Source organism: Bacillus toyonensis BCT-7112, from assembly GCF_000496285.1.
Taxonomy (GTDB): Bacteria; Bacillota; Bacilli; order Bacillales; family Bacillaceae_G; genus Bacillus_A; species Bacillus_A toyonensis.
Genome location: NC_022781.1, coordinates 4,253,692 through 4,266,609 on the forward strand (window position 1 = coordinate 4,253,692; position 12,918 = coordinate 4,266,609).

At 33.6% G+C, this 12,918-nt stretch carries 15 protein-coding genes; 10 read left to right on the plus strand and 5 right to left on the minus strand.

Going from position 1 to position 12,918, the window contains the following annotated elements; genetic code table 11:
* Positions 1-67 precede the first annotated feature (67 nt).
* Genes BTOYO_RS21855 through BTOYO_RS21875 form a run of 5 tightly spaced genes read left to right on the plus strand, consistent with a single transcriptional unit; the run spans position 68 to position 3,338 of the window.
* On the plus strand, positions 68-484 hold the full coding sequence (locus BTOYO_RS21855; RefSeq protein WP_000495072.1) for a BlaI/MecI/CopY family transcriptional regulator: 417 nt from the start codon (positions 68-70) through the stop codon (positions 482-484).
* A 1-nt stretch (position 485) separates the two neighbouring features.
* Entirely contained in the window at positions 486-1,298 is an 813-nt protein-coding gene (locus BTOYO_RS21860) for a M56 family metallopeptidase (protein ID WP_000871944.1), read from the plus strand.
* 54 nt (positions 1,299-1,352) lie between these two features.
* Positions 1,353-2,066 (plus strand): cytochrome c-type biogenesis protein CcdA, encoded by a 714-nt coding sequence (ccdA, locus tag BTOYO_RS21865; RefSeq protein ID WP_000990446.1) that lies wholly within the window; start codon positions 1,353-1,355, stop codon positions 2,064-2,066.
* Positions 2,067-2,085: 19 nt separating this feature from the next.
* Positions 2,086-2,640 carry a TlpA family protein disulfide reductase gene (locus tag BTOYO_RS21870; protein ID WP_000733179.1) on the plus strand — a complete coding sequence of 185 codons (555 nt, stop codon included), beginning with the start codon at positions 2,086-2,088 and terminating at the stop codon, positions 2,638-2,640.
* Positions 2,641-2,657: 17 nt separating this feature from the next.
* Positions 2,658-3,338, plus strand: coding sequence for a prolipoprotein diacylglyceryl transferase family protein (locus tag BTOYO_RS21875; RefSeq protein WP_000454793.1), 681 nt, complete (start codon positions 2,658-2,660; stop codon positions 3,336-3,338).
* 51 nt (positions 3,339-3,389) lie between these two features.
* Here the strand turns inward: BTOYO_RS21875 and BTOYO_RS21880 are convergent, their stop codons facing one another.
* Positions 3,390-3,935 carry a helix-turn-helix domain-containing protein gene (locus BTOYO_RS21880; protein WP_000427659.1) on the minus strand — a complete coding sequence of 182 codons (546 nt, stop codon included), beginning with the start codon at positions 3,933-3,935 and terminating at the stop codon, positions 3,390-3,392.
* A gap of 149 nt (positions 3,936-4,084) precedes the next feature.
* Between BTOYO_RS21880 and BTOYO_RS21885 the strand changes: the two genes are divergently transcribed.
* Complete coding sequence (locus tag BTOYO_RS21885; RefSeq protein ID WP_000658443.1) at positions 4,085-5,419, plus strand: D-serine ammonia-lyase; 1,335 nt, start codon at positions 4,085-4,087, stop codon at positions 5,417-5,419.
* A 158-nt stretch (positions 5,420-5,577) separates the two neighbouring features.
* Positions 5,578-6,825 (plus strand): DUF445 domain-containing protein, encoded by a 1,248-nt coding sequence (locus BTOYO_RS21890; protein ID WP_000058290.1) that lies wholly within the window; start codon positions 5,578-5,580, stop codon positions 6,823-6,825.
* 32 nt (positions 6,826-6,857) lie between these two features.
* Here BTOYO_RS21890 and exsE read toward each other — a convergent pair whose 3' ends face one another.
* Genes exsE through BTOYO_RS21910 form a run of 4 tightly spaced genes read right to left on the minus strand, consistent with a single transcriptional unit; the run spans position 6,858 to position 9,859 of the window.
* Positions 6,858-7,814: an exosporium protein ExsE gene (exsE, locus tag BTOYO_RS21895; protein ID WP_001261438.1), complete on the minus strand. Its 957-nt coding sequence runs from the start codon at positions 7,812-7,814 to the stop codon at positions 6,858-6,860.
* The gene (locus BTOYO_RS21900; RefSeq protein WP_023441212.1) at positions 7,811-8,881 is read right to left on the minus strand and encodes a hypothetical protein; all 1,071 of its coding nucleotides are present in this window, start codon (positions 8,879-8,881) and stop codon (positions 7,811-7,813) included. Before BTOYO_RS21900 ends, exsE begins: the two co-directional genes overlap by 4 nt.
* A complete protein-coding gene (locus BTOYO_RS21905) occupies positions 8,874-9,317 on the minus strand; it encodes a hypothetical protein (RefSeq protein ID WP_000972343.1) in 444 nt (147 codons plus the stop codon). Before BTOYO_RS21905 ends, BTOYO_RS21900 begins: the two co-directional genes overlap by 8 nt.
* On the minus strand, positions 9,314-9,859 hold the full coding sequence (locus BTOYO_RS21910) for an RNA polymerase sigma factor (RefSeq protein WP_255258374.1): 546 nt from the start codon (positions 9,857-9,859) through the stop codon (positions 9,314-9,316). The genes BTOYO_RS21905 and BTOYO_RS21910 overlap by 4 nt, the downstream gene beginning before the upstream one ends.
* A 219-nt stretch (positions 9,860-10,078) precedes the next feature.
* Between BTOYO_RS21910 and BTOYO_RS21915 the strand changes: the two genes are divergently transcribed.
* From BTOYO_RS21915 to BTOYO_RS21925, 3 genes are all read left to right on the plus strand, one after another.
* A complete protein-coding gene (locus tag BTOYO_RS21915; protein ID WP_000694089.1) occupies positions 10,079-10,717 on the plus strand; it encodes a response regulator transcription factor in 639 nt (212 codons plus the stop codon).
* A gap of 4 nt (positions 10,718-10,721) precedes the next feature.
* Positions 10,722-11,822 (plus strand): sensor histidine kinase, encoded by a 1,101-nt coding sequence (locus tag BTOYO_RS21920; RefSeq protein WP_000397635.1) that lies wholly within the window; start codon positions 10,722-10,724, stop codon positions 11,820-11,822.
* Positions 11,823-11,959: 137 nt separating this feature from the next.
* Complete coding sequence (locus BTOYO_RS21925; protein ID WP_001093803.1) at positions 11,960-12,898, plus strand: ABC transporter ATP-binding protein; 939 nt, start codon at positions 11,960-11,962, stop codon at positions 12,896-12,898.
* The last annotated feature ends 20 nt before the right edge of the window (positions 12,899-12,918 follow it).

Genomic DNA, 12,918 nt, shown 5'->3' on the forward strand with positions numbered 1-12,918 from the left:
TATATCATTCGTGTTTGACCTTTCATTTAATTTGTACTACAATCTGTAGTGTGAAAGGAGCCATACTATGTTTACTCAAAATTATAAGTTAAATGAGCAAGGGTTAAATCACTTCTTTGGACCACTTGAAGCGAAAATAATGGAGATTGTTTGGTCCACTGAAGGTATTACCATTAAAGAAGTACAGCAGAAATTAAGTGAAGAATCACCGGTGAACTTTAATACTGTTATGACAGTTATGAACAGGTTAGTAGAGAAACTACACTTAGAAAAACAGACTGTGAGAAGAAGTGGCATATATCATGCTGTACAAACAAAAGAAGAATTCTTATCCAATCAAACGAAGAAAATGACGCAGGAATTAATGGGGGAATTTGGAGATTTAGTTGTAAATCATATGTTAGATGAGTTAGAGCAGGCTGATCCGACTTTACTAAAAAAATTAGAAGATAAATTGAGTCAGTTAAAAAAAGAGGATCGATAAAATGAAATGGCAAATGCGTAAAATCGTATTGTTAGCAGTAATTGTTAGTACTCTCTTTTTTTGTATGTTAACGTATTACGTTACATATCCATTTCTTTTTCAAAATAAGGCGTTCTTTCTTTCAAAGTTTTGCTTGTTTCAGTTAGAAAAACATATGAAAGAACTATCGTTGATTCGTATCATAATAGCTGGATTATTATTACTTACTGTACTGATAGTGTGCAAAAGAGTTTGGCGGCAATTTTTCTATAGTAAAAAATTACAAAAAATACTTGTACCTTTTATTAGAAAAGGAAAACAAATATATATATTACCGACCGAGGAAATTGCAGCATTTACAATTGGATTATTTCGTCCGAAAGTTGTCATGTCAGAAGGGATAATTCACACGTTTTCAGAGGAAGAAATTGATGCGATTGTTTTTCATGAAGAATATCATCAAAACAATCGGGATCCACTAAAATTATTTTGTTTTACGTTATTAGCAGAAGGAATGTTGTACATCCCGATATTAAAAGGGCTGCTACAGCGATACCATACGTATCAAGAGTTAGCAGCAGATAAATATGCGATGCAAAAAATGAAATCCTCATTCGAGTTAGGTAGCGCGTTATTAAAATTAATTAAAATAAAGACAATGGAAAATCGATGTGTGACAGCTTCATTTGCAAAAACAGCAATAAATTTACGAATTGAGCAAGTGTTAAATGAAAAAGTTGTGAAGCTTACTATCCCGTTACATACAAATTCGGTATATGTAACGCTAGGTTTATTCTGTATGTCGATTGTACTTATTGTCGGAGAGTGCATATAGCCTCTTTTTTTAACAATTAACACTACTAGGTGTAGTGTTTTTAGGGGGAATAAAATGAACGCAGCAGATTTAACAATTTGGCTTGTAGCTGGGGCGGGAGTATTGTCATTTATATCGCCATGCTCTTTACCTCTATATCCATCTTATTTATCTTATATTACAGGTGTTTCAATTCAAGATTTAAAAGAGAATCGTGGGATTATGCAAAAATCAGCGATTATACATACCGTATTTTTTATGATTGGATTTTCGGTTATATTTTATGCGTTAGGTTTGTCGGTAAGCTGGATTGGAATAACATTCTCATCTAACCAAAAATTGATTCAACAAATTGGTGGGGTTTTTATTGTTTTGATGGGGTTATTTATGACTGGATTGTTTCAGCCTAAGTGGCTTATGGCAGAGAAAAAGGTGCAGTATAGAAGTAAATCGACTGGATATATTCGTTCGATATTAGTCGGTATGACATATGCAGCGGGATGGACGCCATGTGTTGGGCCGATATTTTCAGCTGTACTCATGCTTGGCGCGACGAATCCTGAAGGGGCACTTCTTTATATTACAGCGTATACTCTTGGGTTTGCGGTTCCATTTTTCGTGATGGCATTCTTTATTGGGAAGGTAAAATGGATTGTTACATATGCCAATGTCATGATGAAAATTGGCGGCGTAATGATGATTGTAACAGGTGTTTTATTGTATACAAATCAAATGACGAAAATTACAGCGTTCTTTATTCGCCTATTTGGTGGATTTACAGGATTTTAAAAAATGAGGAGGAAGAAAAGTGAAGAAACTAATTGCTATTATATTAGTAGGAGCACTCGTTTGGGCGGGTGTTAACTTTTATAATTCAAAGAAAGAAGAAAAGGAAAGAAAAGCGAAACAAGCGGAGTTAAAAGAGAAAGAAGTATTACCACAAATAGGGTTTAAAGCACCAAATATAACATTAAAAGGATTAGATGGAAAGTTGTATTCGCTAAATGATGCGAAGGGAAAACCATATATTATTAATTTTTGGGCATCGTGGTGTGGACCATGTGAAATGGAGGCACCTGACTTAGTTCGTTTTTATGACAAATATAAAAAGGATATTGAAATCTTTGCAGTAAATGCAACTGTTAGTGACCCAGTACAAGAAGCAACTGCATTTGCGGATCGCTATGGATTTGAGTTTCCAGTTCTTCTAGATATGGATGGAGTAGCTGGATTAGATTATAAAGTATTTTCTTTACCAACGACATTTTTTGTTAATAAAGATGGAATTATAGTAGATCATGTACGAGGGGTATTACCTCCAGATCAATTAGAAAAGAAATTTCAAAAATTAATTGAGGGTTAAGAGGGGATTTTGCAGCGATGGAGTGGATCATGAGGTTACAACCCGTATCTCTTATAATTGGAAGTCTATTTGGATTTATGCTGATGAAACGAAAGATGAAGCATCAAAATGTACCGTATGAAAAAATGATGGATGCTGTAACAAATGCGTTTCTTATTATCGTATTTGTATGGAAATTTGCACCGGCAATTTTAAATCCAGTATGGGCTTTTAGGTCGCCATTGCAAGCATTACTAGCTGTAGGAAGCATGCAGCACATTTTAATAGGGGGCATAATTGCGAGTGCATACATTGTTTGGAAAAGTAAAAAGGAGCAATTTTTGCTTCATATTTTACTTGATGCATTGCCTTTTGCATTGTGCGTGAGCAGTATCTTTTATTTTCTATTCCATCGAGAAGTAGGTGTACAAACGACACTACCATGGGGAATGAAAATATATGAATCTAAATTTTTATATCATCCTATTTTCGCATACGAGATCATCCTCGCCCTTTGTGTAATTGGTTTGTTATGGATGAAAAATGAAAGATTAGGAACTGGAAAAAATATAAGTGTTTTTCTAATTTGTGAGGGGACTGCTCATATTGTTATTTCGCTTATTAGTGAACAAAACTCGGTTCTATTTGGCCTGTCAATACAGCAAATACTTAGTTTTTGTGTTATTAGTTTAGGCATTTTGTTCATGCCGAAAAAATAAAAATAGCCATGTACGGAGAGTATCCGTGCGTGGCTATTTTTATTTTATATATTAAAAAATCGGCGGGGTAACAGAAAATAAGACAATTGCATTTTTCTCGAATTGATTTACCCATTTATGCTTTAAATAAGCAGGTATTTTTACACTATCACCAGTTTCTAATGTGTACTCTTCTTCATTTAAATACAATGTAATTGTTCCGTCTAATACAAATGCTAATTCTTCACCTTTATGTTCTAGAATATTATCTGATGAAGAAGTATTTGGGGGAACAGTCATAATTGCTGTTGCTAAATTACCTGTGAAATCAGGCGATAGCATTTCATATGATAAATTATCGATAATCATTTTTTTTCGTTTATGAGAGCGCACGATTAAATCGTCTGTATTTGTTTCTTCAAGTAGAAAACTAAATGTTGGAACATCCAGTGCCTTTGCGAGTACCTTTAACGTTTGAATGGAAGGGTTAGCAGAACCACGCTCAATTTGACTTAACATAGATGGTGTAATTTCAGCCATATTTGCTAGTTGTTTACTAGTTAAACCTTTTTCTTTTCTTTGCTTTTCAATCTTTTTACCAATATCTATATTTTCCATAAAACATTCTCCTTAATGATTATTAAATTATATTTAAATAAATTAAATTAAAATTAACTAAAATGAATAATTTATGTTAAACTATATTAAAATTAATTTAATTATAATTTATTGTATAGCAAGCTACAAGGATATGAGGAGGAAACGGAATGAAGGAAATAGAGGTATTAAAAGCAGAGTATCCATTAGTTAACAAGCTTATTGCAACAGAAGAAATATTTTGGATAAACCCGAATATAGAAAAATATGAAACAGCAATAACAGCTTCACCACTTAATGAAGAAGATGTCAAAGACGCGGAAGAGAGATTAAAGCGTTTTGCACCATATATTGCGAAAGTTTTTCCTGAAACGAAAGAAACGAATGGTATTATAGAATCACCTTTAGTAAAAATACCTTCAATGAAACAGTCTTTAGAGAAAAATTACGGGCAACTTATACTAGGAAAATTACTATTAAAATGTGATAGTCATCTTCCGATATCAGGATCAATTAAAGCTAGGGGCGGGATTTATGAAGTGTTGAAACATGCTGAACAATTAGCTCTGCAGCATGGAATGTTAACAGAGGAAGATAATTATTCTATTTTAGATAGTGACACATGTAGAGAGTTTTTTGCAAAATACTCAATTGCGGTAGGTTCTACAGGTAATTTAGGGCTAAGTATTGGGATTATGAGTGCGAAACTAGGTTTTAACGTAACTGTCCATATGTCAGCAGACGCAAAAGAATGGAAAAAAGATTTATTAAGAAATAAAGGTGTAAATGTTATTGAATATGAAGCTGATTATAGTAAAGCAGTAGAAGAGGGGCGTCAGCAAGCAGATGCAGATCCTAGCTGTTATTTTGTAGATGATGAAAACTCACATGATTTATTTTTAGGATACGCAGTAGCAGCATCTCGTTTACAAAAGCAATTAGAAGAGTTAGAGATTATAGTAGATGAAGAACATCCTTTATTCGTTTATCTTCCGTGTGGAGTAGGTGGGGGACCTGGCGGGGTAGCATTTGGTTTAAAGTTATTGTATAAAAACAACGTCCATTGTTTCTTTGCAGAGCCAACACATTCTCCATGTATGTTACTCGGGTTAATGACAGGACTTCATGATAAAATCGCCGTTCAAGATATCGGGATTGATAATATAACAGACGCGGACGGACTGGCAGTAGGAAGACCGTCTGGATTTGTCGGTAAAACGATAGAACCATTTTTGAACGGAAATTACACAGTAAGTGATGAAGAGTTATATAGATTATTAAAAGAACTGGCTGATAAGGAAAATATTAATTTAGAGCCTTCTGCATTAGCTGGTATGGTTGGGCCAGTGAATGTATGTAAAAATGAAAACGAGTATTTACAAAAGCAACAGTTAACAGAGACGGTGAAAAAAGGTACTCATATTGTGTGGGGAACTGGTGGGAGCATGGTTCCAGAAGATGTGATGAATGGGTATTATAAGAAAGGTTTGGAATTAACAATATAAGAAAAATGAGGCTAGTTGTAGCCTCATTTTTTCATGTACATAAAAATCTTTGTTATTTTCACAATAGTTCTTTATAGTATAGATATGAAGGATTACTAATATCGAATAAATATAACAAAACAGCTTTATTTTACATAATAAGAGGATGTGTGTATACGATGTCATTACAGACTAAATATATAGCGGGTATTTCGCTTGGGGTTATGGGAGTAGGCTTTGCTGCTTCTATCCCTTTTCAAGGAACGATAGCTGGAGAGATTATACAAGGGGGATTTGAAGCTGGATTAGTTGGCGGACTTGCGGATTGGTTCGCGGTTACAGCATTATTTCGTCATCCGATGGGAATCCCAATTCCGCATACAGCTTTGTTACCTAAAAACCGTAAACGAGTAACGAAAGGGCTCATTCATACGTTAGAAAATGAGTGGCTGACGAAAGAAAGTATTACGAATAAAGTAAAAGAAATGCAGTTAGCGCAAATGGTGCTACAAATTGCTGAGAGAGAAATGCAGTCTGATGCTGTGAAAAAGGGAATTGTAACGATTGCTGAGAAAGCGATTGTTTCAATAGATACAGAAAAGTTAGCTGTTATTATTGAAAAAGAACTTAAAACATATTTGCATACAATTAATACGAGTAACATCTTACAAGTGCTTGTTGATCAATTAGTTGTGCAAGAATATGATGAAAAGACACTTGATTACATATTAGTAAAAGTGAAAGATTGGACAGCGCAAGATGAAGCTCGTTACCAGCTTGGAAGCTTAGGTATGAAGGCGATGGAAAACATAAAAGTAGATGGATTCTTACAGTTTACTTTGAAATCGTTTATGAATATTGTAGATGAAGATAAAATTGGCGGCATTTTGCAGAAATTTATTATTAGCAATATTAACAGCTTACAAGATGCAGATAATGGCACAAGACAACTTATCTTATCAAAAATTCGCCAAGAAATTATAAATGTAAAAGAAAATGAAGCTTTACTACAGGAATTAGAAAATTGGAAAGAAAAGTGGATTGCGAATTGGGATGCTACTGACAAAATAAAAGAGATGCTGGAGCAAGTACAACAAAGAGCAGTTACCTTTGTAAACAAAGAAGAATTTGCTGATACATATGTTATTCCATTTTTACAAACGCAAATGAATAAAATAAAAGAAGACGAAGTGACGGTTCAAAAAATAGAAGATTGGTTACAAAAGCAAGTTGTCACACTTGTTGAAAAGAATCATTCGAAAATTGGAAAACTTGTACAAGAAAACCTTGATAAACTAGACGATAAAACATTAATTGAAATGATCGAAAATAACGTCGGTAAAGATTTGCAGTGGATCCGAGTGAACGGGGCTGTTTGCGGATTTATGATTGGCTTAATTTTAGAAGGAATTAAAGCGATTATATGAGAAAAACCTTCCACATTTGTGGAAGGTTTTTCTTATTTTTCGATAACGTTCATATTCAAATTATAAGCTTTCTCAATATTTAATTTGTACGTTCCATTTCCAGTTTTAATCGAATTTTTATACCAATGTTCTCGGTCGATTAATTCTGGATTTTCTTCTGAAGTATTATTTTCTTTTTTCGTTAAATCTTCAACTTGTTCCCAAGGTGTGTTTCCATGTGTTTCTTTTTGATTTGTTACTGCTGTTAAAGATACATCACTCTCTTTTGCAAGATGGACAGACACTCTTGAGCTTTCTTGTACAAACCAATTATTTTGTAATTGACCTGGATAAAGAGATAGTTCGTTATTTGAAGCACGGATTTCCACATTTTTATTTTGCGGAAGAACAAGCGTTGGTTTCACCTGTGGTGCCGAGTTAAATAACGTATGCTGAACAGGTAATGATTTTAATGTGATATGCATCGTTTCTCCAGCCGTTTGAACGGAAAGGAAATCATCTCGTTTTAAATTGAGTTTTTCATTTGCTTTCGTCGTCATTTCATACGTTCCCAAAAGATGAATTTGATTTGTATTATTTCCCTCTATCGTTAGAGGCTGATGTCCTGCATCTACTACGATTTTTTTGATAGATTCAGGTATATCAAGTGGTCCGTCTGGAATATTACTCGTTTGCCTCGTTGTATTCATAGAATGACGAACTTCGTCTAGTAATCCAGTAGATAATAAACAGTAAAAAGCAATTCCAACACTTCCTAAAACGCCGATAAAGAAAATACTAAAAATATCATATTTAATAAATGATTGTTCCTTTTTAGAAAATAGAAGGTATAGTAAAATTTCAGCGCCAAGTATAATAAGTAAAACAGGCCACCATGCTGTTAATGTATCCAATACTTGGGTGCCTTTAATGACTGAAAATAGTAAGAAGCAACCTAATGTAATAATGGAAAGCCCCATTGAGAATGTTCCAACGCGCCATGTTCTCATTCGTTTGTACCACCTTTATTTTCTTTATTTCCAAGTAACAATTTAAAGCCGCCGCCAATTAAAAGGAGAGCAACGATAGACGTTTGGAAATAGCGATAATATAGTTCGCTAAGATGAATATTAAATATAGTTGCAAAATAGTCATTCAAAATAGGAAGGACTGTTTGATCTAATAAATAATAACCACCTAATACAATTAATCCGATACCGATCCATCTTTGATGATTTATAAAATAATCTATGATAGGTTCGTCATTAACACGTTCTTTTCCGTATTTTGCAGTTTGCTGTAACGCATCAAAAAAGCTATAGAACCAAATGATGGGTACTAAAAATAAAAACGCTGAAAGTCTTAATAAGTCGAGTAAATATATGGAAAGTAAAAAGGCTGCCATAAGCTGAAGACCACGGCGCTGTAAGCCTAAATACATATGTCCTGCTCCAGGAAACATTGCTAAAATGGAAGCGAATGTTTTATTTTTCTTTCCTTGTTCTCGATGCTCTTCAAACTCTTCGAAAATAGTACGGTCATCTAGTTGCTCTCCGCGTTCTTTTTTCTGGAGTTGCTGAACAACATCGAAGAAATTATAAATCCATAAAACAGGTAACGTTACGAGAAAGATAAGGAAACTTTCTTGAGATGTTAAAAGGGCAACGAAAATGATCATACTTCCAATTCCTGTACAAGCTACTAAAAATGTAAGTCCACGTTGCATAAGTCCTAATTGAAAATGACCAAGTCCAGGGATAATTGATAGAAGAATGATATAAAATCGTTCGCTCTCTTTAGAGGACTCTGTAAATTCTCCGGCCGCTTGTTTTTTCGATTGATTAATAATAGTGATAACTAAATCTAATAAATTGATCGCCCATAACACGACTAGTAAAAATAGAGAAAAAAAAGCAATATCACGCTCTCCTAATGCTATTGTGCAAAATGCTGCAAAGATAAATAGAAATACAGCCCCTCCGCTATATAAAATAAATCGTCCAAACTTCTTTAAATATAAATGTCCAAGCCCAGGAATTAGCCCTAATACAAGTGCTAAAAAGGGGTTTTTATTCATGCTTTGAACCTCCGTCCTTTGTTGATGTGTCTACCGATTTGTTTACAATTTGTTGTGAGATAGAAGACTCGTTATGTTTTGAAGATTTCTCGAAATTTGATGTCGCTGTAAAAATATATTGGAATAAACCACTTACCATAAAAATAATTGTAGCCGCAGTCGCAATTATGTAGTGAATAATTGTGCGTTTTAGTGAGTTTGTTTTTATATATTCATTAGACTGTAGTGTTTCAAAATTAATTTGCGTCATAACTTCGTTCGTAAATGAATCATCATTTATCATTGGAAGGTTTTCATGTTGTTCATCAATACTTTCCATATAAAGTGCTAAACAATAATCACATTCAAAAAGATGTTCTTCCATAGATTCACGTTCATTGCTTTCTATAAAATCTAATGTATAATTGCGCCAATCTTCTTTTGAATAATGCATCATAGAAACTCTTCCTCCTTCCAATGTTTTTTAATCCATTTTCTTGCCCGATACAGTTTCATTTCGACTGTTTTCACTTCGATGTTTTCCTGCAAAGCAATTTCTTGATAACTTTTTTCTTCTAAATAATGCGAGAGAACGACATCACGGTAATTTTCAGGAAGTTCTCTTAGTTTTTGAGCAATGAGTAATTTTTGCTCTTTCGTCAATAGTAAAGCTTCAATGTTATGAGAGGATTTTATATTTTCCTCAGTTTCTTTACATAAGGAGAGTTCTTCGTGTTCTCTAGCTTTCTTCCTTTTATAATCAATAGCGTGATTGGTGGCAATACGCGCCATCCACGTTTTTAATCCGCGAAATTGATAATTTGGGAGAGAGGCGTGAATTTTTACGAATACTTCTTGTGTAACATCTTTCGCATCTTCTTCATGTCTTAAAATAGAAAAGATAACTTGAAAAATATAATGACGATACGTTTGTACAAGGATACGAAAAGCATGTTCGCTTCCTTGCTGTGCTTTTTCAATTAATTGTTTTTCCTCAATGGGTCTCTCCCTCCTTTTTGACGCATTCTATTATATAGACGTAAGAAATGATAAGTCACCCTACACATGTTGTAAAAAAAGAATAATATATTTTTAGAAAGGAGGCTATATGAAAAAGGTGTGAAAAAATGGTAAAAAGGAGTATATAATGAGCAAAGAGGAAATGTTACGCGGAGAAAGGATGTGAATGTTAGTAGGAGGACGTCCATACTAACAAACATGAAAATTAAAATATTAATAGCAGATGATAATTCTTTTATTAGAGAAGGCATGAAAATTATTTTAAATACATACGAAGAGTTTGAAGTGTTAGATACTGTAAATGATGGAAAAGAAGCTGTAGCATATTGTAAGAAACATGAAGTCGATATTGTGCTTTTAGATGTCCGCATGCCAAACATGAACGGGGTAGAGGCGACAAAGTTAATTTGTGAAGAGACGAAAACGAAGCCGCTTATTTTAACGACGTTTGATGATGATGAATATATATTGGACGCAGTAAAAAACGGAGCAAAAGGTTATTTATTAAAAAATAATGATCCGGAACGTATTCGTGATGCGATAAAAGGAGTGTATAACGGTCAAACTGTTATGCAAGATGTAGTACTTGATAAAATTAAATCTAATTTAATGGAAAGTAAAGAGGAAGAATGTAAAATAGATAAGAGTCTTTTTACAGAAAGGGAGCTTAGTATTATCGCATTAATTGCGAAAGGTTTCTCGAATAAAGAAATTTCAAAGCAGCTTTTCATATCAGAGGGAACAATCGCAAATTATATTACATCGGTTTTAGGGAAAACTGGACTAGAACATCGCACACAAATTGCGATTTATTACTTAACAGGGAAAGTAGATTAATGATATGGAATTTTGGTTAATTGTAAGTAAATTAATTGTTTTTATATATATTGTGTTTAGTTACATTTATTTAAATGTCGCGAACTTACCATGGATTATATTTACTTTGCTTTTATATCTTTCTGTAAACGTACTGATTTCTATATTTAAAAAAGATACGTACAAAAACATATTAACTTCTGTGTCAATTGGCGTAGTTATGTTATTTACATGGAAGATTCATCCGCTTTTTATTTTGTTTTTACCATTGAATTTATATGAACTTGTATTTCGATATATAGAGAAGAAATGGCAGCTCTTTATCGTTATGATGATTCCTATTATCTTTACAGATGAAAGTATTCGAATGACATATGGATTAATTGTTGCATTTTCTTTCATTGTATTAACTATGGCAGAACGGTATATATCGCGTGTATTAAAGCTTGAATCACAAAATGATAAGATGCGAAAAGATATGCAGCGGCTGACGAAAAGCTTACATGAAAATAAAGAGTACATAAAGCAATCAGAATACACATTTAAGTTAGAAGAGAGAAACCGGCTATCACAAGAAATTCATGATAAAATTGGCCACTCGATGACGGGTGCACTAATTCAAATGGAAGCAGCAAAGAGGTTAATGGAAATAGATAAAGAAAAATCTGCCGAGTTATTACAAAATGCAATTCACATTTCAAAAGATGGAATTGAAAGTATTCGCATTACATTAAAAAATATGAAGCCACCAACTGAGCAAATTGGTATCCATCGTATGAAATTATTCATAGAGGAATTTGCCGGTAAGCATGATGTAAATATTCCTTTCGTATATAAAGGTAACTTAGATATGATTTCTCCTATTCAGTGGAAAATTATCGGTGAAAATGTTACAGAGGCACTTACAAACGCAATGAAATATGCTGATGCGACAGTCATTTCCATAGATATTCATGTACTTAACAAGATGGTGAAAGTACAAGTGAAGGATAACGGAAAAGGTGCAGCTCTCGTTAAGAAAGGTCTCGGAATTATGGGGATGGAGGAGCGAACGGCATCAGTAAACGGAAAAATTATTGTAGATGGGACAAGTGGTTTTTCAGTAACAATGTTGCTGCCGATATAAAAGAATGGGACGAAGATGAATCATCTCATATGAAAAAAGTGAATAATCTCATGTGAAAAGAATGAACTTCTGCACTGAGCAGGTTCATTTTTTTTGTTTATAATAAATAGCAGAGAAACCGAAATAGGGGTGAAATGATGAATACATTAGAAATTAAAAATTTAACGAAAAAATTTGGTGATTTCATCGCAGTTGATAATATGTCTTTATCTATTAAAGAAGGAGAGATATTTGGATTTTTAGGATCAAATGGTGCTGGTAAAAGTACAACGATAAATATGATTGCTGGGTTGTTAAGAAGTAATGAAGGTGAAATTAGCATATTAGGAAAAAATATAAAGAAGCATAATCGGTTTGCGAAGATGAATATTGGTATCGTTCCGCAAGATATTGCAATTTATGAAGAGTTAAATGCCTATGAAAATGTGAAATTCTTTGCTGGACTTTACGGGTTAAGAGGAGCTGAATTAAAAGCGAGAGTAGAGGAAGCACTTCAATTTGTGGGGCTTAGTGATAAACATAAAAATTACCCGAAAAACTTTTCTGGCGGGATGAAACGAAGACTGAATATCGCTTGTGCGATCGCTCATAGACCGAAGTTAATTATTATGGATGAGCCGACAGTTGGAATTGATCCACAGTCAAGAAACTATATTCTCCAGTCTGTTCGAAAATTAAATGAAATGGGAAGTACCATTATTTACACGAGCCACTACATGGAAGAAGTAGAAGAGATTTGTACGAAAATAGCAATTGTAGATCACGGTAAAGTGATTGCAGAAGGAACGAAAGAACAGTTAAAAGCAATTATTACCGACACGAAAGATATTTGGATTGAAGTAAAGTCGGTAGAAAAATTAGATGTAGAGCAGTTAAAAGAGATAAACGGTGTGAAAGCTGTTCAAATTGAAGAGAACGTAATTAAAGTAAACTCGGATGCAGGATTAAACAATTTAAATAAAATTATTCAGCATTTCATTAATCATGACATTGAAATCCGTTCGTTAGAGGAACAGGCTCCAAACTTAGAAACAGTATTCCTTACGTTGACTGGAAGAAACTTACGAGATAAATAAAAGGTAAATGAAGAAAAGGT